General features: G+C 55.9%; 30 protein-coding genes. 1 reads left to right on the top strand and 29 read right to left on the bottom strand.

Annotated features, from left to right (window positions below; all coding sequences use genetic code 11):
- Positions 1-22: 22 nt before the first annotated feature.
- Positions 23-1,393, bottom strand: coding sequence for an MFS transporter (locus A8B84_RS20470; RefSeq protein ID WP_064230332.1), 1,371 nt, complete (start codon positions 1,391-1,393; stop codon positions 23-25).
- Between the two features lie 185 nt (positions 1,394-1,578).
- Between A8B84_RS20470 and uvrA the strand changes: the two genes are divergently transcribed.
- A complete protein-coding gene (gene uvrA / locus A8B84_RS20475; protein WP_064230333.1) occupies positions 1,579-4,401 on the top strand; it encodes an excinuclease ABC subunit UvrA in 2,823 nt (940 codons plus the stop codon).
- A 162-nt stretch (positions 4,402-4,563) separates the two neighbouring features.
- On the opposite strand, the gene rplQ is transcribed toward uvrA, so the two are convergent.
- From rplQ to rpsJ, 28 genes are all read right to left on the bottom strand, one after another.
- Positions 4,564-4,962, bottom strand: coding sequence for a 50S ribosomal protein L17 (gene rplQ / locus A8B84_RS20480; protein ID WP_064230334.1), 399 nt, complete (start codon positions 4,960-4,962; stop codon positions 4,564-4,566).
- A 33-nt stretch (positions 4,963-4,995) separates the two neighbouring features.
- Positions 4,996-6,000 carry a DNA-directed RNA polymerase subunit alpha gene (locus A8B84_RS20485; RefSeq protein WP_008174911.1) on the bottom strand — a complete coding sequence of 335 codons (1,005 nt, stop codon included), beginning with the start codon at positions 5,998-6,000 and terminating at the stop codon, positions 4,996-4,998.
- A gap of 35 nt (positions 6,001-6,035) precedes the next feature.
- Positions 6,036-6,656 (bottom strand): 30S ribosomal protein S4, encoded by a 621-nt coding sequence (gene rpsD, locus A8B84_RS20490; protein ID WP_008174909.1) that lies wholly within the window; start codon positions 6,654-6,656, stop codon positions 6,036-6,038.
- A gap of 18 nt (positions 6,657-6,674) precedes the next feature.
- Positions 6,675-7,064, bottom strand: a complete 390-nt coding sequence (gene rpsK / locus A8B84_RS20495) for a 30S ribosomal protein S11 (RefSeq protein ID WP_007153992.1) — start codon at positions 7,062-7,064, stop codon at positions 6,675-6,677.
- Between the two features lie 13 nt (positions 7,065-7,077).
- Positions 7,078-7,434, bottom strand: coding sequence for a 30S ribosomal protein S13 (gene rpsM / locus A8B84_RS20500; RefSeq protein WP_008174904.1), 357 nt, complete (start codon positions 7,432-7,434; stop codon positions 7,078-7,080).
- A gap of 142 nt (positions 7,435-7,576) precedes the next feature.
- Complete coding sequence (rpmJ, locus tag A8B84_RS21420; RefSeq protein WP_008174902.1) at positions 7,577-7,690, bottom strand: 50S ribosomal protein L36; 114 nt, start codon at positions 7,688-7,690, stop codon at positions 7,577-7,579.
- Between the two features lie 30 nt (positions 7,691-7,720).
- Positions 7,721-9,043, bottom strand: coding sequence for a preprotein translocase subunit SecY (gene secY, locus A8B84_RS20505; protein WP_064230335.1), 1,323 nt, complete (start codon positions 9,041-9,043; stop codon positions 7,721-7,723).
- 17 nt (positions 9,044-9,060) lie between these two features.
- Positions 9,061-9,495, bottom strand: a complete 435-nt coding sequence (gene rplO, locus A8B84_RS20510) for a 50S ribosomal protein L15 (protein WP_008174897.1) — start codon at positions 9,493-9,495, stop codon at positions 9,061-9,063.
- A 1-nt stretch (position 9,496) separates the two neighbouring features.
- Positions 9,497-9,685 carry a 50S ribosomal protein L30 gene (gene rpmD, locus A8B84_RS20515; RefSeq protein WP_008174894.1) on the bottom strand — a complete coding sequence of 63 codons (189 nt, stop codon included), beginning with the start codon at positions 9,683-9,685 and terminating at the stop codon, positions 9,497-9,499.
- 4 nt (positions 9,686-9,689) lie between these two features.
- A complete protein-coding gene (gene rpsE, locus A8B84_RS20520) occupies positions 9,690-10,190 on the bottom strand; it encodes a 30S ribosomal protein S5 (RefSeq protein WP_008174892.1) in 501 nt (166 codons plus the stop codon).
- A gap of 12 nt (positions 10,191-10,202) precedes the next feature.
- On the bottom strand, positions 10,203-10,550 hold the full coding sequence (rplR, locus tag A8B84_RS20525; protein ID WP_008174890.1) for a 50S ribosomal protein L18: 348 nt from the start codon (positions 10,548-10,550) through the stop codon (positions 10,203-10,205).
- Positions 10,551-10,559: 9 nt separating this feature from the next.
- Positions 10,560-11,093 carry a 50S ribosomal protein L6 gene (gene rplF / locus A8B84_RS20530; protein ID WP_064230336.1) on the bottom strand — a complete coding sequence of 178 codons (534 nt, stop codon included), beginning with the start codon at positions 11,091-11,093 and terminating at the stop codon, positions 10,560-10,562.
- 9 nt (positions 11,094-11,102) lie between these two features.
- A complete protein-coding gene (gene rpsH / locus A8B84_RS20535) occupies positions 11,103-11,495 on the bottom strand; it encodes a 30S ribosomal protein S8 (protein ID WP_008174886.1) in 393 nt (130 codons plus the stop codon).
- Between the two features lie 88 nt (positions 11,496-11,583).
- Positions 11,584-11,889, bottom strand: a complete 306-nt coding sequence (gene rpsN, locus A8B84_RS20540; protein ID WP_008174884.1) for a 30S ribosomal protein S14 — start codon at positions 11,887-11,889, stop codon at positions 11,584-11,586.
- Between the two features lie 12 nt (positions 11,890-11,901).
- A complete protein-coding gene (rplE, locus tag A8B84_RS20545) occupies positions 11,902-12,441 on the bottom strand; it encodes a 50S ribosomal protein L5 (protein WP_064230337.1) in 540 nt (179 codons plus the stop codon).
- A gap of 15 nt (positions 12,442-12,456) precedes the next feature.
- On the bottom strand, positions 12,457-12,777 hold the full coding sequence (gene rplX, locus A8B84_RS20550) for a 50S ribosomal protein L24 (RefSeq protein ID WP_008174881.1): 321 nt from the start codon (positions 12,775-12,777) through the stop codon (positions 12,457-12,459).
- Positions 12,778-12,794: 17 nt separating this feature from the next.
- Positions 12,795-13,163: a 50S ribosomal protein L14 gene (gene rplN, locus A8B84_RS20555; RefSeq protein WP_007154005.1), complete on the bottom strand. Its 369-nt coding sequence runs from the start codon at positions 13,161-13,163 to the stop codon at positions 12,795-12,797.
- Between the two features lie 15 nt (positions 13,164-13,178).
- Positions 13,179-13,445: a 30S ribosomal protein S17 gene (gene rpsQ, locus A8B84_RS20560; protein WP_008174879.1), complete on the bottom strand. Its 267-nt coding sequence runs from the start codon at positions 13,443-13,445 to the stop codon at positions 13,179-13,181.
- Position 13,446: 1 nt separating this feature from the next.
- Positions 13,447-13,638 (bottom strand): 50S ribosomal protein L29, encoded by a 192-nt coding sequence (gene rpmC / locus A8B84_RS20565; protein WP_008174877.1) that lies wholly within the window; start codon positions 13,636-13,638, stop codon positions 13,447-13,449.
- The gene (gene rplP, locus A8B84_RS20570; protein WP_008174875.1) at positions 13,638-14,051 is read right to left on the bottom strand and encodes a 50S ribosomal protein L16; all 414 of its coding nucleotides are present in this window, start codon (positions 14,049-14,051) and stop codon (positions 13,638-13,640) included. Before rplP ends, rpmC begins: the two co-directional genes overlap by 1 nt.
- A gap of 12 nt (positions 14,052-14,063) precedes the next feature.
- The gene (gene rpsC, locus A8B84_RS20575) at positions 14,064-14,747 is read right to left on the bottom strand and encodes a 30S ribosomal protein S3 (RefSeq protein WP_064230338.1); all 684 of its coding nucleotides are present in this window, start codon (positions 14,745-14,747) and stop codon (positions 14,064-14,066) included.
- 11 nt (positions 14,748-14,758) lie between these two features.
- The gene (gene rplV, locus A8B84_RS20580) at positions 14,759-15,091 is read right to left on the bottom strand and encodes a 50S ribosomal protein L22 (RefSeq protein WP_048497742.1); all 333 of its coding nucleotides are present in this window, start codon (positions 15,089-15,091) and stop codon (positions 14,759-14,761) included.
- A gap of 16 nt (positions 15,092-15,107) precedes the next feature.
- A complete protein-coding gene (rpsS, locus tag A8B84_RS20585; protein ID WP_007154011.1) occupies positions 15,108-15,383 on the bottom strand; it encodes a 30S ribosomal protein S19 in 276 nt (91 codons plus the stop codon).
- 23 nt (positions 15,384-15,406) lie between these two features.
- Positions 15,407-16,234 carry a 50S ribosomal protein L2 gene (gene rplB / locus A8B84_RS20590; protein ID WP_008174864.1) on the bottom strand — a complete coding sequence of 276 codons (828 nt, stop codon included), beginning with the start codon at positions 16,232-16,234 and terminating at the stop codon, positions 15,407-15,409.
- A gap of 17 nt (positions 16,235-16,251) precedes the next feature.
- The gene (gene rplW / locus A8B84_RS20595; RefSeq protein WP_064230339.1) at positions 16,252-16,545 is read right to left on the bottom strand and encodes a 50S ribosomal protein L23; all 294 of its coding nucleotides are present in this window, start codon (positions 16,543-16,545) and stop codon (positions 16,252-16,254) included.
- On the bottom strand, positions 16,542-17,147 hold the full coding sequence (gene rplD / locus A8B84_RS20600; RefSeq protein ID WP_064230340.1) for a 50S ribosomal protein L4: 606 nt from the start codon (positions 17,145-17,147) through the stop codon (positions 16,542-16,544). Before rplD ends, rplW begins: the two co-directional genes overlap by 4 nt.
- 11 nt (positions 17,148-17,158) lie before the next feature.
- Positions 17,159-17,797, bottom strand: a complete 639-nt coding sequence (gene rplC / locus A8B84_RS20605) for a 50S ribosomal protein L3 (RefSeq protein ID WP_064230341.1) — start codon at positions 17,795-17,797, stop codon at positions 17,159-17,161.
- Positions 17,798-17,873: 76 nt separating this feature from the next.
- Complete coding sequence (rpsJ, locus tag A8B84_RS20610; protein ID WP_004580743.1) at positions 17,874-18,185, bottom strand: 30S ribosomal protein S10; 312 nt, start codon at positions 18,183-18,185, stop codon at positions 17,874-17,876.
- Positions 18,186-18,413: the final 228 nt, after the last annotated feature.

An 18,413-nucleotide genomic window follows, 5' to 3' on the forward strand; every position in this document is an offset into this window, starting at 1 on the left:
GCTCCGTGCGTGCCTCCGGATTTCAAGAATTGTTAGCCTGCCGGACAAAAGAAAAGTCCGCAAGTGACGCTTCATCAAATTGCTGCCGATCCACCTTAAGATAAGCGGTGGCGGCCTCCTCCACAATCACAACATCCTGCACGCCGGGGAGGCGGCGGAGATTGTCATCGATGTCGTCGTACTGCTCGTTCATTACCTGCTGCAACTGTACCACGAAACTGGTGGTATGACCGGGCGCCGGCATGGTGAACGCCACCAGCAACCAAAGACCAAGCACCACCACCATAAACCAGAGCACACTCTGGATTCCGCCACTCTCCAATAGAAAGCCGCCCAGGGCGCCCCCCAGAAACGCGCCCATGAACTGGGAAGTGGAATAGACACCCATCGCCGTTCCCTTACTGGCGGCCGGCGACTCCTTGCTGATCAGCGACGGCAGGCTGGCCTCAAGCAGATTGAAAGCCATGAAGAAGAAAAACAGAACGGCCCAGGCAGCAACCAGGCTACCAGACACGCCGTTAAATCCGGCGGTTGCCAATGTAAGCAGTGCAATCGCCCCAACCAGAACCGGCTTCATCTTGCGCTTTTTCTCACCAATGATGATGAAGGGCACCATCGCAAAGAAAGACATTACCATCACGCTCAGGTAGAACCACCAGTGAGAACTGGTGGCAAGCCCGAACTGATTCTGCAGCATGGAAGGAAACACCAGAAACAGGGCGGTCAAGACCAGGTGCAGGGCAAAAATACCGAAATCCAGCCTCAGCAGGCGCCCGTCTGAAAGCACCCGCCCCAGCATCTCCCTGGCGGGATGAGTGTCGGCGCTGGTTTTATGTTGGTGGGGAGTTGGAACCAGGCGGTTGACGATCACTAGAGCGACCACCGCAAGCGCCGCCGTCGCATAGAAAATCCCGGACAGTCCCCACCAGGCGCCAAGAAGGGGGCCAAGCACCAACGAGACCGAAAAGGACAGGCCAATCGTGATGCCCACCGTCGCCATGGCCTTGGTCCGCTCTTCCTCTCGGGTCAGGTCACTGAGCAACGCCATCAGAACACTGGCGATGGCACCGGCGCCCTGAAGAATCCGACCGGCAATCACAACGTATATGGAGTCCGTGGCCGCGGCCAGAAGACTGCCAGCGGCAAATAATACGAGCCCGATGTAGATCATGCGCTTACGGCCGACCCGGTCCGACAGCATGCCAAAGGGAATCTGTAACAGCGCTTGGCTCAGGCCGTAGGCGCCTATGGCAAACCCCAGGAGAGCCGGCGTTGCATCCTTGAGGTCTTCGCCAAGCAGCATGAATACCGGCAGCACCATGAACAGTCCGAGCATGCGCATGGCGTAGACAGACGCCAGGGCCGATACGGAGCGTTTTTCCAGCGCATTCATGGCAATTACGTACCTCAGCCGGGGTTGAAAGCGGTCAGATTGAGGGCAGATACCCTTCGCAGGCGGCGCATTGTAGCAGAAGGCGCCCTCACGGGGGACAGGTGGCGTGGCCCGGGCCCAGGTATCATTTTCGCTGCAGCGGGCCCAACGCGGTATAATTTTCGCTTTTATCCGAGCGAGGTGTTATGGACCATATCCAGATCAAAGGGGCGCGAACCCACAACCTGAAGAACATCGACCTGGATATGCCAAGGGACAAGCTCATCGTGATTACCGGCCTCTCCGGTTCCGGCAAATCCTCCCTTGCCTTCGACACCCTCTATGCAGAGGGGCAGCGCCGCTACGTGGAATCGCTGTCCACTTATGCCCGCCAGTTTCTCTCAATGATGGAAAAGCCGGATGTGGACCATATCGAAGGCCTGTCGCCCGCCATATCCATCGAGCAGAAGTCCACCTCCCACAACCCGCGTTCGACAGTCGGCACCATCACCGAAATATACGATTACCTGCGCCTGCTCTTTGCCCGAGCCGGCGAGCCCCGATGCCCCGACCATGGCCAACCCCTGGAAGCTCAGACCGTCAGCCAGATGGTGGACCAGGTGGTTGCCATGCCGGAAGACAGCAAGCTGATGATCCTGGCACCGGTGATCCGGGACCGGAAAGGTGAGCACCTCCAGGTTATCGAAACCATGCGCAGCCAGGGCTTCATCCGCCTGCGGGTGGACGGAACCGTTTACGACATTGACGATGTCCCGGCCCTGGACAAGAAACGCAAACACCAGATTGATGTGGTCGTTGATCGGTTCAAGGTTAAACCGGGCCTGGAGCAGCGCCTGGCAGAGAGCTTCGAGACCGCCCTGCAGCTGGCGGACGGTATTGCCCTGGTAGCCCCAATGGCCGGCGAAGGCGAAGAACACACCTTCTCCGCTCGTTACGCCTGCACCCAATGCGGCTACGCCCTGAGCGAACTCGAGCCAAAACTGTTTTCCTTTAACAATCCCGCAGGCGCCTGCCCAACCTGCGACGGCCTGGGCGTCAAACAGTTCTTCGATCCGGAGAAAATTGTCCATCACCCGGAGGCGACGCTGGCATCCGGGGCCATCAAGGGGTGGGATCGCCGGGCCGTCTATTACTTCCAGATGCTGGGCAGTGTGGCAGACCATTACGGTATCGACCTCGAAACACCCTGGGAGGACCTACCCGAAGACTTCCGCAACGTACTGCTGTTTGGCTCAGGCGATGAAGACATTCCTTTCCGCTACGTGAACTCCCGTGGCCATATCATGGAGAAGGCTCATCCCTTCGAGGGCATTCTGCCTAACCTTGAGCGGCGTTACCGTGAGACCGACTCACAGAGCATGCGGGAGGAACTGGCTCGCAACCTCAGCACCCAACCGTGCAAGGAGTGCGGAGGTTCCCGGCTGCGCCGAAGCGCCCGCCATGTCTTTATTGAAGAAAACAATATTTCTGATGTTACCCACTTGCCGGTTGGCGAGGCCCACGATTACTTCGAAACCCTGGCGCTGCCGGGCCGGAAAGGCGAAATCGCCGAGAAAATACTGAAGGAAGTACGCCAGAGACTCCAGTTCCTGGTAAACGTGGGCCTGGAATACCTGACCCTCGAGCGCAGTGCCGACACCCTGTCCGGTGGCGAGGCCCAGCGTATTCGTCTGGCAAGCCAGATTGGCGCCGGGCTGGTGGGCGTCATGTACATTCTCGACGAACCGTCCATCGGGCTGCACCAGCGGGACAATGACCGGCTGCTGGCCACCCTCACCCACCTGCGGGACCTGGGCAACACCGTAATTGTCGTCGAACACGACGAGGACGCCATCCGCGCCGCCGATCACGTCATCGATATCGGGCCCGGCGCCGGCGTCCATGGCGGCCACGTCATCGGCCAGGGCACACCGCAACAGATCATCGACAACCCCGACTCTCTCACCGGCCAGTATCTGAATGGCACCCGGGAAATAGCCATTCCCAAGCAGCGCAATAAGGGCAGCGGAAAGTCGTTAACGCTGGCTGGCGCCACCGGCAACAACCTGAAAGACGTTACCCTGAACCTGCCCCTGGGAATCATGACCTGTATCACCGGCGTGTCCGGGTCGGGCAAGTCCACTCTGATCAACAGCACCCTGTATCCGGTGGCCGCCGCCAAACTCAACAAGGCCACCAGCCTGAATCATGCGCCGTACCAGTCACTCAAGGGACTGGATAACCTGGACAAGGTCATCGACATTGACCAGAGCCCCATCGGTCGCACACCACGCTCCAACCCGGCCACCTATACCGGCCTGTTCACCCCCATCCGCGAACTTTTCGCCGGAACCCAGGAGGCACGCTCCCGCGGCTACAAGCCCGGGCGGTTTTCCTTCAACGTCAAAGGTGGCCGATGCGAAGCCTGCCAGGGTGACGGCGTGATCAAGGTGGAAATGCACTTCCTGCCGGATGTCTACGTTCCCTGCGATGTCTGCAAGGGCAAGCGCTATAACCGTGAAACCCTGGAAGTGCGCTACAAGGGCAAGAACATCAACGAAGTGCTGGAAATGACCGTTGAGGAAGGACGCGAATTCTTCGATGCCGTGCCTTTCCTGGCCCGCAAGCTCCAGACCCTGATGGATGTGGGCCTCTCCTATATCCGTCTGGGGCAAAGCGCAGTGACACTCTCAGGCGGGGAAGCCCAGCGGGTGAAGCTGGCCAAGGAACTCTCCAAGCGGGATACCGGCAAGACCCTCTACATTCTGGACGAGCCCACCACCGGCCTGCACTTCTATGACATCCAACAACTACTGAATGTTCTGGAACGGTTGCGTGACCACGGCAACACCATCGTGGTGATCGAGCATAACCTGGACGTTATCAAGACGGCAGACTGGATTGTCGACCTGGGCCCGGAGGGTGGCTCCGGCGGTGGGCAGATCATTGCCGAGGGCACGCCCGAGGAAGTTGCGGAGAACACTGCTTCCCACACAGGCCGCTACTTGAAGCCCATGTTGAAGAAGTAGTTGGCGGGCAATGGAGAGCCCTGTCGGCGAGGGGGTGGTAAACCCCCACCGCCTTGCCAGCCACCTAACCTCGAAAACTACGAATTCCCTGAAACTCAGACACAAAAAAACCGGGAACCTCACGGAACCCGGTTTTTTCATCGTTGGCCGAAGCCGAGGCAATTAATCCTCGTCTTCGTCCACCTCTTCCGCTTCGATATCCAGCGGACGACCGACCAACTCAACAAATGCCATAGGGGCATTGTCGCCAGCACGGAAGCCACACTTCAGGATACGAAGGTATCCACCCGGACGCTCGCTGTAACGGGGTCCAAGCTCATCAAACAGCTTGGCAACCGCAGCATCGTCACGCAGGCGTGAGAACGCCAGACGACGATTCGCGACCGAATCATTCTTGGAGAGCGTGATCAAAGGCTCAGCTACCCGACGAAGCTCTTTGGCTTTCGGCAGCGTTGTTTTGATCAGCTCGTGTTCAACCAGTGACGCAGTCATGTTACGGAACATGGCCTTGCGATGCGCACTGGTCCTGCTGAACTTACGACCACTCTTACGATGACGCATTGCTCTGATTCCTTACCTTAAACTAATCGGCGATTAACCGCCCAGAACCCGGTCGTCGCCACGAAGGCTAGCCGGCGGCCAGTTATCAAGACGCATGCCCAGTGACAGACCACGGGACGCCAGAACGTCCTTGATCTCGGTCAGCGACTTTTTACCAAGGTTAGGCGTCTTCAACAGCTCAACTTCTGTGCGCTGGATAAGATCGCCGATGTAGTAAATGTTCTCAGCCTTCAAGCAGTTAGCTGAACGCACTGTTAATTCCAGATCATCAACCGGACGCAGCAGGATCGGATCGATTTCTTCCTCTTCCTCAACACGCTCGGGCTCTTTCTCATGATCGAAATCAACAAACACCGCCAGTTGCTGCTGGAGGATGGTCGCCGCCCGGCGAATTGCTTCTTCCGGGTCGATGGTGCCATTGGTCTCCAGGTCGATAACCAGCTTGTCCAGATCGGTCCGTTGCTCTACCCGTGCACTTTCCACGGCGTAAGCCACACGACGAACCGGGCTGAATGTTGCATCCAGCTGCAGGCGTCCGATGGCGCGAGTTTCGTCCTCGTCAAGACCACGCTGGTCTGCCGGCTCATAGCCGCGACCGCGAGCAACACGGAGACGCATGTTCACTTCACCATTCTCGCTAAGGTGACAGATCACGTGCTCCGGGTTGGCAATCTCGACGTCATGATCCAGCTTGATATCACCGGCTGTCACAACGCCCGGGCCTTTCTTGCTGAGCGTGAGCTCGGCATCGTCCCGACCGTTCATTTTTACGGCAACGCCTTTGAGATTCAGCAGAATCTCGATGACGTCTTCCTGGACACCCTCAATGGCGCTGTACTCGTGCAGGACACCGTCAATCTGCGCTTCAGTCACGGCGCAGCCCGGCATCGAAGACAAGAGAATCCGGCGCAGTGCACTACCCAGGGTATGACCAAAGCCCCTTTCCAGAGGCTCAAGCGTAACCTTGGCACGTGTGGCGCTTGATTCCTTCACGTCAATGGTACGAGGTGTCAATAACTCATGTACTGAACGCTGCATAGACGCCCCTATCTGCTATCGTTGCTAACTGGGCTTTACTTGGAGTAAAGCTCGACGATGAGGTTCTCGTTGATGTCGGCCGGCAGCTCAGTACGCTCAGGTACTGACTTGTAAACGCCGGACATCTTGTTGGCGTCGACCTCTACCCAGCTCACCGGTGCACGGCTTGCAGACAGATCCAGTGCGCCTTTAACACGCAGCTGATTCTTCGCCTTTTCACGCAAGCTCACAACATCACCCGGACGTACCTGATAGGACGGAATGTTAACCGGCTTATCATTGACCAGGATCGCCTTGTGAGAGACGAGCTGACGGGCTTCTGCACGGGTAGAACCAAAGCCCATGCGATATACAACGTTATCGAGACGGCCTTCCAGCAGTTGCAGCAGGTTTTCACCAGTCGCACCTTTGCCTCGGGCGGCCTCTTTGTAATAGTTGCGGAACTGCTTCTCGAGAACGCCGTAGATACGACGAACTTTCTGTTTTTCACGAAGCTGTACGCCGTACTCGGACAGACGACCGCGACGCGCGCCGTGCATACCCGGCGGAGTCTCGATGTTGCACTTGGAATCGAGCGCGCGAACACCGCTCTTCAGAAAAAGATCTGTCCCTTCACGACGAGACAGCTTGCACTTCGGGCCTATATAACGAGCCATAATTCACTGTCTCCTGTGTTAGACGCGGCGCTTCTTGGGCGGACGACAGCCGTTGTGGGGAATCGGCGTCACATCTGTGATGTTGGTGATCTTGTAGCCACACGCGTTCAGCGCGCGAACTGCAGATTCACGTCCGGGCCCAGGACCCTTAACCTCTACGTCCAGGTTTTTAAGGCCGTATTCAGCAGCCGCATTACCGGCTCTTTCAGCTGCTACCTGCGCAGCAAAAGGTGTACTCTTGCGTGACCCACGGAAACCGGAACCACCAGAGGTGGCCCAGGACAGGACGTTGCCCTGACGGTCAGAAATGGTCACGATAGTGTTGTTGAAGGACGCGTGAATGTGCGCGACGCCATCAACAACCGTCTTTTTCACCTTTTTACGGGTACGTGTACCTGGCTTTGCCATGTTTGCCTACCTGTTACTTACGAATAGGTTTGCGTGGACCTTTACGGGTGCGTGCGTTGGTCTTGGTGCGCTGGCCACGGACCGGAAGGCCATGACGATGACGCAGACCACGGTGACATCCGAGATCCTTCAAACGCTTGATGTTCATCTGTACTTCACGACGCAGATCACCTTCGACAGACACCTTGCCCACTTCAGTACGAAGTGCTTCAAGCTGCTCGTCGCTCAGGTCTTTGACCTTAAGGTCCGGCTTGACACCGGTAGCGTCGCAAAGCTTCTGGGCTGTGGTCTTGCCAACACCAAAGATGTAGGTCAGCGAGACAACAGCATGTTTGTGATCGGGTATATTGACACCGGCTATACGTGCCATCCAAATTACTCCGCGTTCAAAGCTTTGCTGTGTGAATTTTCCGCCACTATAAAAGGGCGCGAAATAATAGCGCCTGACCCCTGCCGGGGTCAAGCGCTATTATTCGTACCCTCTACAATGTCAGTTCTGGATCCTTTGAGGATCAGCCCTGGCGTTGCTTGTGACGAGGCTCCGAGCAAATGACCCGTACCGAGCCATTGCGACGAATTACTTTGCAGTTACGGCAAATTTTCTTTACCGAAGCGCGTACTTTCATTGTCGACTCCAGTTTTCAAGGGGAACGGGATTAACCGTTCCGACCATAGCCCTTGAGATTGGACTTCTTCATCAGCGATTCATACTGATGAGACATCAGGTGCGACTGAACCTGCGCCATGAAATCCATCACCACGACTACAACAATCAGCAGAGAGGTGCCGCCCAAATAGAACGGTACATTCCCGGCAACCATCAGGAACTGTGGGAACAGGGAAACTGCTGCAATGTACATTGCACCGAACAGCGTCAGTCGAGTCAGAACACCATCGATATACTTGGCGGTCTGATCACCTGGACGAATGCCCGGAATAAACGCTCCAGAGCGCTTGAGGTTATCCGCAACTTCTTTCGGGTTGTACATCAGCGCTGTGTAGAAGAAGCAGAAGAAAACCACTGCTGCTGCAAACAGGATAATGTACAACGGCTGGCTTGGCGCCAGAGCCTGGGAGATGTCACTCAACCACTCCATCCCCTCACCCTGACCAAACCACTGACCCAGCGATGCCGGGAAGAGCAGGATGGAAGACGCGAAGATGGGCGGAATAACACCGGCCATATTCACCTTCAGGGGAAGATGACTGGACTGCTGGGCAAACACCCGGCGACCCTGTTGCCGCTTGGCGTAGTTGATCGTCAACCGGCGCTGACCGCGCTCCATGAAGACCACAAAACCAATGACAGCAACCGCAAGAACGCCAATACCCAGAACCACCAGCAGGCTCATCTCGCCATTACGGGCCTGTTCGAGCGTCTGACCGATAGCGCCGGGCAACCCGGCAACAATACCGGCGAAGATCAACAGGGAGATGCCGTTGCCGACACCCCGCTCAGTGATCTGCTCGCCAAGCCACATCATGAACACAGCGCCACTGACGAATGACACAACCGCCACGAAGTGGAAGCTGAAGCTGTCATTGAAGGTGACACCCTGTGATGCCAGGCCGACAGAAATACCAAAACCCTGAACCAGGGCCAGGATAACCGTACCATACCGAGTGTACTGGCTGATCTTTCGACGGCCAGCCTCGCCTTCTTTCTTCAGCTGCTCAAGCTGCGGGCTAACCGCAGTCATGAGCTGCATAATGATAGAGGCAGAGATGTACGGCATGATACCGAGAGCGAAGATACTCATGCGCTCAAGCGCACCACCGGAAAACATGTTGAACATGCTCAGGATTGTGCCCTGGTTCTGTTCAAACAGTGCCGCCAGACGGTCGGGGTTGATACCCGGCACCGGAATGTGGGCACCGATCCGGTACACCAGCAATGCCAGGAAGACAAACCAGAGCCGCGATCGCAGCTCCGCCAGTCCTTTACCCGCGCCCGCAGGCAATGATGCGTTCTTGGCCATTTAGTCCTCGACTCGCCTTAGTCTTCGACTTTACCACCCGCGGCAGAAATTGCCTCGCGCGCGCCTTTGGTTACCCGAAGTCCCTTCACGGTTACCGCACGGCTCAGTTCGCCGGACAGGATAACCTTGGCTTCGCGAATCTCTCCGCGAATGATGTCTGCCTTTTTCAGGGCCTCCAGATCAACCACATCGCCCTCGACCTTCGCCAGTTCGTTCAGGCGAATTTCAGCGACGTAGCGCTGCTGACGGGACGTGAAGCCAAACTTCGGCAGACGACGGGCCAACGGCTGCTGACCGCCCTCGAAACCGGGCGCTACACTGCCACCGGAGCGTGCCTTCAGACCTTTGTGACCGCGACCACCGGTTTTACCGAGACCGCTACCGATACCACGACCGACGCGCCGTGCGGCGGGACGTGAACCGGGCTCTGGACTAAGTTCGTTCAGACGCATCTTAGTTCTCCTCAACCCGAACCAGGTAGTTAACCCGGTTGATCATGCCGCGGATGGACGGTGTGTCTTCCACTTCCACGGTGTGACCGATTTTACGAAGACCCAGGCCCTTCACACACAACTTGTGCTTGGGCTGACAGCCGATCGGGCTGCGGGTCAGAGTTACTTTGATCGTTTTTGCGTTCGCCATGACTTCAACCCAGAATCTCTTCCACGGTCTTACCGCGCTTGGCTGCAATATCTTCAGGCGCCTGTGTCGCCTGGAGACCCTTGATGGTGGAACGTACAACGTTCACCGGGTTGGTAGACCCGTAACACTTGGACAGTACGTTCTGAACACCCGCCACTTCCAGTACTGCACGCATCGCACCGCCGGCGATGATACCAGTACCTTCGGACGCCGGCTGCATGTAGACCTTGGAGCCGCCATGCTGAGCCTTGACCGGGTATTGCAGGGTAGTGCCGTCAAGCGGAACTTCTACCATGTTCTTGCGTGCAGCTTCCATGGCCTTCTGGATGGCGACCGGCACTTCACGCGCCTTGCCACGACCGAAACCAACGCGACCTTTGCCATCACCCACTACAGTCAGTGCGGTGAAGGCGAAAATACGGCCACCTTTAACAACCTTGGCGACACGATTGACCTGGACCAGCTTCTCCTGGAGCTCAGGCGCCTTCTGTTCGTTAACGCTCATCTTCTCCACCTCTTAGAATTGCAAGCCAGCTTCACGGGCTGCGTCGGCCAGAGCCTGGACACGGCCGTGATAACGGTAACCGGAGCGGTCAAAAGCAACCTGCTCAACACCTGCCGCCTTGGCACGCTCAGCGATCAGCTGACCAACCTTCTTGGCAGCGTCCACGTTACCGGTTGCACCCTGGCGCAGTTCCTTATCCAACGTGGAGGCAGAAGCCAGCACTTTGCTGCCGTCTGCAGTGGTGACCTGGGCATACATATGACGCGGTGTGCGGTGAACGCACAGACGAGTGGTACCCAGTTCACGGATCTTCATGCGCACTTTGCGTGCGCGACGCAATCTTTCGTTATTCGCGCTCATAGTCCCGCCTTATTTCTTCTTGGCTTCTTTGCGTCTGACCTGCTCATCCGCATAACGAACACCCTTGCCCTTATAAGGCTCGGGCGGACGGAACGCGCGGACTTCCGCAGCGACCTGGCCAACCTGTTGCTTGTCGATACCGCGAATCACAACTTCCGTATTGGACGGAGTTTCTGCGGTAATCCCCTCGGGCAGCTCATACTCAACCGGGTGCGAAAAACCCAGCGTCAGGTTGAGCTTCTTACCTTGCGCCTGGGCACGGTAACCTACGCCCGTCAGCTGGAGTTTACGTTCCCAGCCTGTAGTTACACCGGTCACCATGTTGTTGACCAGTGCACGAGTAGTACCAGCAAGAGCGCGGGACTTTGTAGCACCATCGCGGGCCGCAAAGCGCAGAATATTCTCTTCCTGCTTTACTTCAACCGCTTGGTGAATGGTGATTTGAAGCGCTCCCTTGGAACCCTTCACACTAATTTCCTGTCCGTTCAGCTTAACCTCAACACCGGAAGGCAGCACGACAGGATTATTGGCAACCCTGGACATGTGTATCTCCTAGAATACGGTGCAGATGACTTCGCCACCCACGCCAGCAGCTCGTGCGGCGCGGTCTGTCATAACGCCCTTCGACGTTGAGACAATCGCGACTCCCAGACCACCGGATACTTTCGGCAGTTCCCCAGCGCCGTTGTACTGGCGCAGACTCGGACGGCTGACCCGCTTGATCTCCTCAATAACCGGCTTACCACCGAAATATTTCAGAGTAATCGTCAGCTCGGGCTTCGCGTCGGCTGAAACGGAGAAATCGTCGACGTAGCCTTCGTCCTTCAGGACCTGGGCTACGGAGATCTTCATCTTTGAAGACGGCATCGTAACGTCTGCTTTTGATGCCATCTGTGCATTACGGATACGGGTAAACATATCCGCAAGCGTGTCTTGCATACTCATTGGTATGAGGCTCCTGATCTTTTTAGTTGTGCAGCGGCTTGCCGCACCGCTTACCAACAGGCACCTGACCGAAGTCAGGGTACCTATCTTACCAGCTTGCCTTGGTCAGGCCCGGAACGTCACCGCGCATGCCGTATTCACGGAGTTTGATCCGTGACAGCTCAAACTTGCGCAGAACGCCGTGGGGACGACCAGTCACCTGGCAACGATTACGAAGACGCGAAGGAGATGCATCGCGAGGAAGCTGCTGAAGCTTCATCTGTGCGTCCCAACGGTCATCATCGCTGGTATTCGGGTTCTTGATAATCGCCTTGAGCTCGGCACGCTTCGCTGCAAATTTCGCAACGGTTTTTTCGCGCTTGAGCTCACGGTTTTTCATGGAAACCTTAGCCATTACACTCGTTCCTTATTTCTTGAACGGAAAGCCAAAGGCTTTCAACAGTTCGCGACCTTCATCGTCGGTACCGGCAGTGGTGGTAATGGTGATGTCCAGACCACGGATCTTGTCGACTCTGTCGTACTCGATCTCAGGGAAAATGATCTGCTCACGCACGCCCATGCTGTAGTTACCACGACCGTCGAACGACTTGGGATTCAGACCGCGGAAGTCACGAATGCGGGGTACCGCAATGTGAACCAGACGATCAAAGAAGTCCCACATACGCTCGCCGCGCAGGGTAACCTTACAACCGATCGGCCAACCTTCACGGATTTTGAAACCCGCGACGGATTTACGAGCCAGGGTGACCACTGCTTTCTGACCTGCCAGGCGCTCGAGATCCGCCACGGCATTTTCAATCAGCTTTTTGTCACCGACCGCTTCGCCGACACCCATATTCAGGGTGATCTTTTCGATACGCGGCACCTGCATGACGTTCTTGTAGCTGAACTCCTTCTGCAGGGCGGGTACCACTTCCTTACTGTACTGCTCTTTCATGTTAAGCATCGTAACCACCACCGCTTACTGGTTATCGACAGCTTCGTTCGTGGACTTGAAGATCCGCACTTTCGCGCCGTCTTCCTTGATCTGGAAGCCTACACGATCGGCTTTGCCGGTCTGCGGATTAAAAATAGCCACGTTGGAAGCCTGGATAGGTGCTTCTTTTTCGACGATGCCACCTGGGGAGCCCAGCATCGGGTTAGGCTTGGTGTGTTTCTTGATCATATTGATCCCTGAAACAACCATACGGCCATCGTCCTGAACCTTCAGGACTTTACCACGTTTGCCTTTATCTTTCCCCGTAGTGACGATTACTTCGTCATCTCGTTTGATCTTTTTCATAACCGGCCTCTGGTCCTTTAAAGTACTTCGGGTGCCAGTGAGATAATTTTCATGAACTTCTCATTACGCAGTTCACGGGTAACCGGTCCGAAGATACGGGTACCAATAGGAGCGTCCTGATTGTTCAGAAGTACTGCCGCGTTTCCGTCGAAACGGATCAGCGAACCGTCGGGACGACGAACACCCTTGCGGGTGCGCACCACGACAGCTTTCAGGACCTGGCCTTTCTTCACTTTACCGCGGGGGATGGCTTCCTTGACGGTCACCTTGATGATATCCCCTACGCTGGCATAACGCCGATGTGAACCGCCCAGGACCTTGATGCACATCACCTGACGCGCACCGCTGTTGTCCGCGACTTCAAGCATTGTTTGAGTCTGAATCATGGTTGTTCTCCGGCGTTACACCTTGGATGCACGTTCGGTAACTTCCACCAGGGCCCAGCTCTTGGTCTTGGAGACCGGACGGGTTTCCTGAATGGTCACAGTGTCACCGATGTTGCACTGATTGCTCTCATCGTGAGCGTGGATCTTGGTTGAACGCTTCATGTACTTACCGTACAGCGGGTGTTTCACCTGACGCTCGACCAGCACCACGATGGATTTCTCCATCTTGTTGCTCACGACCTTGCCGCTCAGAGTTCTGGCAGTTTGGGTAGCTTCGGTCATGTCACTGTCCTGCCTTTTCGTTCAATACTGTTTTCACGCGAGCGATGTCGCGCTTCACCTTGCCGAGAAGGTGAGACTGATTCAGCTGACCTGTCGCCTTACGCATGCGCAGGTTGAACTGCTCCTTCAGGAGGTCGATCAGCTCTTTGTTCAGCTCCTCGACTGACTTTTCACGCAGCTCTGTTGCTTTCATCACATCACCGTCCTCGTTACAAAGGTGGTCTGTACCGGCAGTTTGGCCGCCGCGAGAGTGAATGCGTCACGAGCGATTTCCTCGGAAACACCTTCCATCTCGTAGAGCATGCGGCCCGGCTGGATTTCAGCCACCCAATACTCGACAGAACCCTTACCTTTACCCATTCGAACTTCAAGCGGCTTACCGGTGATCGGCTTGTCCGGGAACACCCGGATCCAGATCTTACCGCCCCGCTTGATGCGACGAGTCATGGTACGACGCGCTGCCTCAATCTGGCGCGCAGTTATACGCCCACGGCTCGTAGCCTTCAATCCGTATTCACCGAAGCTCACCTTGTTGGCGCGGTGAGCAAGACCGGTGTTACGGCCTTTCATTACCTTGCGAAATTTGGTGCGTTTTGGTTGCAGCATAAGAGTGCCCCTTTACTTAGAACCTTTCTTCCCAGAGGCTTTCTTGTCAGCACGGACCTGCTCCATACCACCAAGAATCTCACCTTTGAAGATCCATACCTTGACGCCGATTACGCCGTAAGTGGTATGCGCTTCGTAGGTTGCGTAATCAATATCTGCACGCAGTGTGTGCAGCGGAACACGACCTTCGCGATACCACTCGGAACGCGCGATTTCAGCACCCCCGAGACGACCGCCAACCTGGATCTTGATACCCTTGGCACCCTGGCGCATGGCGTTCTGAACCGCACGCTTCATAGCGCGACGGAACATCACACGACGCTCCAGCTGGCCGGCAACGTTTTGCGCTACCAGGCGGGCATCGAGGTCCGGCTTGCGGACTTCTTCGATGTTGATGTGCACAGGCACACCCATCATGTCGCTGACTTCGCGACGCAGACGATCAACATCTTCACCCTTCTTACCGATAACAATACCGGGACGGGCAGTATGGATCGTGATACGGGCGTTCTGAGCAGGGCGCTCGATCACAATCTTGCTGACAGACGCCTTAACCAGACGCTTGTCGAGGAACTCACGAACCTGAATGTCATTCAGCAGGTTCCTGGAGTATTCCTTCTTGTCGGCATACCAGACTGAGTTGTGCTCTTTGATCACACCCAGGCGAATGCCGGTTGGATTTACTTTATGACCCATCTGAGCATCTCCTACTTGTCGGCGACCTTGACGGTGATATGGCAGGTGCGCTTGAAAATACGGTCAGCGCGCCCCTTGGCTCGAGCTTTGATTCGCTTGAGCGTCGGACCCTCATCCACCATCACGGTGGAAACCCGCAGTTCGTCAACGTCCAGACCTTCGTTATGCTCAGCATTGGCGATGGCAGACTCAAGAGCTTTCTTGATGACTGTTGCCGCCTTTTTTGGGCTGAAAGTCAGAATGTTTAGGGCGTCCTCAACAGCCTTGCCGCGTACTTGGTCAGCGACAAGACGTGCTTTCTGAGCTGAGAGGCGAGCGCCCTTATACTTGGCTGCTACTTCCATTTCGATTACCTCAGAATCAGCGTTTAGCTTTCTTGTCGGCCGCATGACCACGATAAGTACGCGTTGCCGCGAACTCACCCAGCTTATGTCCAACCATATCTTCGGTGACATAAACCGGCACGTGCTGCTTGCCGTTGTGGACTGCAATGGTCAGGCCTACCATCTCCGGAAAAACTGTTGACCGACGCGACCAGGTTTTGATCGGCCGCTTGTCGTTAGCTTCCAGAGCTGCCTCGACCTTCTTCAACAGATGCAGGTCTATAAAAGGACCTTTCTTTAAAGAACGTGGCACAGCAATTACCTCTATGTAGTCGTTTACTTGGCCGAACGACGACGTACTATCATCTTGTCAGTACGCTTGTTCTTACGAGTCTTATGCCCTTTGGTCGGAACACCCCACGGAGTAACCGGGTGACGCCCGCCAGAGGTACGCCCTTCACCACCACCATGTGGGTGGTCAACTGGGTTCATAGCAACACCACGTACTGTTGGACGTTTACCGCGCCAACGTGATGCACCCGCTTTACCAAGCTGCTTGAGACTGTGCTCGCTGTTGGATACTTCACCCAGCGTTGCACGACAATCTACAAGCACCTTTCGCATTTCACCTGAGCGCAGGCGGATGGTGGCATAAGCACCTTCCCGGGCAACCAGCTGTACGGATGCGCCCGCAGAGCGAGCCAGCTGTGCACCTTTGCCAGGCTTGAGTTCGACGCAGTGGATCACAGAACCGACCGGAATATTCCGGAGCGGCAACGTGCTGCCCACCTTGATCGGTGCGTCGATACCGGAGCGCACAGGATCACCGATCTGCATACCTTTGGGAGCGATAATGTAACGACGCTCGCCATCGGCATACTTCAGCAGTGCAATGTGCGCAGAGCGGTTCGGATCGTATTCCAGGCGCTCAATAGTCGCCGGGATACCATCTTTGGTCCGCTTGAAATCGATGACGCGGTAGTGCTTCTTGTGGCCACCACCCGTGTGACGGGTTGTGATGCGGCCTACATTGTTACGACCACCCGTCTTGTTCTTTCTTTCTACCAACGGCTCGTAAGGGCGCCCAGTGTGCAGATCCGGGTTGTAAAGCTTTACAACGTGACGGCGTCCGGCAGATGTTGGTTTGGTTTTGACGATCGGCATATTACGACCCCTTTACCTTATTCCACATCCAGAAAATCGATGTCCTGACCTTCTGCCAGCTTTACATAAGCCTTACGAATGTCATTACGCTTGCCGAAGCCGCGAACGGTACGCTTAAGCTTACCTTTACGGTTCAGAACCTGAACACCTTCTACGGTGACGTTGAACAGCTGCTCAACGGCTTTCTTGATCTCGGGCTTGGTGGCATCAGGTGCTACACGAAACACAACCTGGCCACGCTCTGCTGCCAGAGACGCTTTTTCCGATACGTGCGGCCCAAGCAGGACCTTGTAAATACGTTCCTGATTCATCCCAGCATCTCCTCGATCTTCTTCAGAGCGGGAACGGTCACAACGACCTTCTCGAAGGCAACCAGGCTAACCGGATCCAGACCGGCAATATCACGCACGTCAACGTGCGGAATGTTGCGCGAGGCCAGATGCAGGTTCTGCTCGACGTTGTCGGACAGAATCAGCGCGTTGGTCACACCGATATCCTTCAGCTTGGCGTTGAATGCCTTGGTCTTCGGGCTGTCAACATTCATGTCGTCAACAACAACCAGACGCTCCTGGCGAACCAGCTCGGAAAAAATGGAGCGCATCGCTGCGCGGTACATCTTGCGGTTAACCTTCTGCTCGAAGCCACGAGGCTTGGCCGCAAAGGTAACACCACCGGCGCGCCAGATCGGACTACGAATAGTACCGGCACGGGCACGACCGGTGCCCTTCTGGCGCCATGGCTTCTTACCGCCACCGCTTACTTCGGAACGCGTCTTCTGAGCCTTGGTACCCTGGCGGGCGCCTGCCATGTAGGCAGTCACTACCTGGTGAACCAGCGACTCGTTAAAATCTTTGGCGAATGCAGCGTCGGAAACAGAAATTCCCTTGCCGCTACCTGTAATAGTCAATTCCATCGCACCGCTCCTCAGGCTTTAACTGCAGGCTTGATGACAACATCGCCGCCAGTTGCGCCGGGAACGGCACCACTTACCAGCAGCAGGTTGCGCTCGGCGTCGACACGGACAACTTTCAGGTTCTGCACAGTTACCTGAGCATTACCCATCTGGCCCGCCATCTTTTTGCCCTTGAATACCTTGCCCGGAGTCTGGTTCTGACCAATGGAACCCGGAGCACGGTGAGACAGAGAGTTACCGTGGGTGGCATCCTGCATGGAGAAGTTCCAGCGCTTTACACCGCCCTGGAAGCCCTTACCCTTGGACTGACCGATGGCATCAACCACCTGACCGTCTTCGAATACAGAAGCCGTGATCTCGCCACCGGCGGCCAGGTCTTCACCTTCGCCATCGGCAAGACGGAATTCCCACATACCACGACCGGCTTCAACGCCCGCCTTGGCATAGTGGCCCGCTTCGCTCTTGGTAACACGAGAGGAACGACGAGTACCGACAGTCACCTGTACGGCGCGGTAGCCATCGCTTTCAAGAGTTTTCAGCTGGGTAATGCGGTTGGGCTCAACCTCGATTACCGTTACGGGCAGCGCCTGCCCATCTTCCGTAAAAATACGGGTCATACCGGCCTTGCGACCGACAATACCAATTGCCATGTTTCACCTCTTAAGTGTACGGGGCTCTCACCCTCTATGGCCTTATGACAGTTACACAGACTGATACCGGGCGGTATTAGCCGAGGCTGATCTGAACGTCTACACCTGCTGCCAGGTCCAGTTTCATCAAAGCATCTACTGTCTTTTCCGTCGGCTCAACGATGTCGAGCAAACGCTTATGCGTACGAATTTCATACTGATCACGCGCGTCCTTGTTGACGTGCGGAGAGATCAATACCGTGTACTTTTCCTTCCGCGTCGGCAGAGGGATAGGGCCACGCACCTGAGCGCCGGTCCGCTTGGCGGTATCGACGATCTCCTGCGTGGACTGGTCGATCAGGCGATAATCAAACGCCTTCAACCGGATTCGAATTTTTTGGCTTTGCATGTTGCACCAAACTCCACTCGTAGCAGCTACTAGTTAGCCGACCTTCAAAAAAAGGAGCCGCATTGTATGCATAATACCCAACCCTGTCAACAGCAATGCTGATTGACCGGGCCAGGCGGGCTTTGCGGCTGAAACAGAAAAAGGGGCTGAAGAATCAGCCCCTTTTTCCTGATCAAACGAGCAGATTACTCGATGATCTTGGAGACTACGCCGGCACCAACGGTACGG

Origin of the sequence: Marinobacter sp. EhC06 (genome assembly GCF_001650915.1) — a bacterium.
GTDB lineage: Bacteria > Pseudomonadota > Gammaproteobacteria > Pseudomonadales > Oleiphilaceae > Marinobacter.

What these genes read in the sequence shown, in the direction of transcription:
- rplW (WP_064230339.1), bottom strand. Translation starts at nt 16,545, where the DNA reads ATGAATCAGGAACGTATTTACAAGGTCCTGCTTGGGCCGCACGTATCG.
- rplC (WP_064230341.1), bottom strand. Translation starts at nt 17,797, where the DNA reads ATGGCAATTGGTATTGTCGGTCGCAAGGCCGGTATGACCCGTATTTTT.
- rplV (WP_048497742.1), bottom strand. Translation starts at nt 15,091, where the DNA reads ATGGAAGTAGCAGCCAAGTATAAGGGCGCTCGCCTCTCAGCTCAGAAA.
- secY (WP_064230335.1), bottom strand. Translation starts at nt 9,043, where the DNA reads ATGGCCAAGAACGCATCATTGCCTGCGGGCGCGGGTAAAGGACTGGCG.
- rpsC (WP_064230338.1), bottom strand. Translation starts at nt 14,747, where the DNA reads ATGGGTCATAAAGTAAATCCAACCGGCATTCGCCTGGGTGTGATCAAA.
- rpmJ (WP_008174902.1), bottom strand. Translation starts at nt 7,690, where the DNA reads ATGAAAGTACGCGCTTCGGTAAAGAAAATTTGCCGTAACTGCAAAGTA.
- rplX (WP_008174881.1), bottom strand. Translation starts at nt 12,777, where the DNA reads ATGAAAAAGATCAAACGAGATGACGAAGTAATCGTCACTACGGGGAAA.
- rplF (WP_064230336.1), bottom strand. Translation starts at nt 11,093, where the DNA reads ATGTCCAGGGTTGCCAATAATCCTGTCGTGCTGCCTTCCGGTGTTGAG.
- rpsM (WP_008174904.1), bottom strand. Translation starts at nt 7,434, where the DNA reads ATGGCACGTATAGCCGGTGTCAATATACCCGATCACAAACATGCTGTT.
- rplP (WP_008174875.1), bottom strand. Translation starts at nt 14,051, where the DNA reads ATGCTGCAACCAAAACGCACCAAATTTCGCAAGGTAATGAAAGGCCGT.
- A8B84_RS20470 (WP_064230332.1), bottom strand. Translation starts at nt 1,393, where the DNA reads ATGAATGCGCTGGAAAAACGCTCCGTATCGGCCCTGGCGTCTGTCTAC.
- rpmD (WP_008174894.1), bottom strand. Translation starts at nt 9,685, where the DNA reads ATGGCGAACGCAAAAACGATCAAAGTAACTCTGACCCGCAGCCCGATC.
- rplR (WP_008174890.1), bottom strand. Translation starts at nt 10,550, where the DNA reads ATGAGCGCGAATAACGAAAGATTGCGTCGCGCACGCAAAGTGCGCATG.
- rpsH (WP_008174886.1), bottom strand. Translation starts at nt 11,495, where the DNA reads ATGAGTATGCAAGACACGCTTGCGGATATGTTTACCCGTATCCGTAAT.
- rpsQ (WP_008174879.1), bottom strand. Translation starts at nt 13,445, where the DNA reads ATGACCGAAGCTACCCAAACTGCCAGAACTCTGAGCGGCAAGGTCGTG.
- rplB (WP_008174864.1), bottom strand. Translation starts at nt 16,234, where the DNA reads ATGCCGATCGTCAAAACCAAACCAACATCTGCCGGACGCCGTCACGTT.
- rplN (WP_007154005.1), bottom strand. Translation starts at nt 13,163, where the DNA reads ATGATTCAGACTCAAACAATGCTTGAAGTCGCGGACAACAGCGGTGCG.
- rplO (WP_008174897.1), bottom strand. Translation starts at nt 9,495, where the DNA reads ATGCGTCTGAACGAACTTAGTCCAGAGCCCGGTTCACGTCCCGCCGCA.
- rpsE (WP_008174892.1), bottom strand. Translation starts at nt 10,190, where the DNA reads ATGAGCGTTAACGAACAGAAGGCGCCTGAGCTCCAGGAGAAGCTGGTC.
- rpsK (WP_007153992.1), bottom strand. Translation starts at nt 7,064, where the DNA reads ATGGCAAAGCCAGGTACACGTACCCGTAAAAAGGTGAAAAAGACGGTT.
- uvrA (WP_064230333.1), top strand. Translation starts at nt 1,579, where the DNA reads ATGGACCATATCCAGATCAAAGGGGCGCGAACCCACAACCTGAAGAAC.
- rplE (WP_064230337.1), bottom strand. Translation starts at nt 12,441, where the DNA reads ATGCTTAACATGAAAGAGCAGTACAGTAAGGAAGTGGTACCCGCCCTG.
- rpsJ (WP_004580743.1), bottom strand. Translation starts at nt 18,185, where the DNA reads ATGCAAAGCCAAAAAATTCGAATCCGGTTGAAGGCGTTTGATTATCGC.
- rpsN (WP_008174884.1), bottom strand. Translation starts at nt 11,889, where the DNA reads ATGGCTAAGGTTTCCATGAAAAACCGTGAGCTCAAGCGCGAAAAAACC.
- rpsD (WP_008174909.1), bottom strand. Translation starts at nt 6,656, where the DNA reads ATGGCTCGTTATATAGGCCCGAAGTGCAAGCTGTCTCGTCGTGAAGGG.
- rpmC (WP_008174877.1), bottom strand. Translation starts at nt 13,638, where the DNA reads ATGAAAGCAACAGAGCTGCGTGAAAAGTCAGTCGAGGAGCTGAACAAA.
- rplD (WP_064230340.1), bottom strand. Translation starts at nt 17,147, where the DNA reads ATGGAATTGACTATTACAGGTAGCGGCAAGGGAATTTCTGTTTCCGAC.
- rplQ (WP_064230334.1), bottom strand. Translation starts at nt 4,962, where the DNA reads ATGCGTCATCGTAAGAGTGGTCGTAAGTTCAGCAGGACCAGTGCGCAT.
- A8B84_RS20485 (WP_008174911.1), bottom strand. Translation starts at nt 6,000, where the DNA reads ATGCAGCGTTCAGTACATGAGTTATTGACACCTCGTACCATTGACGTG.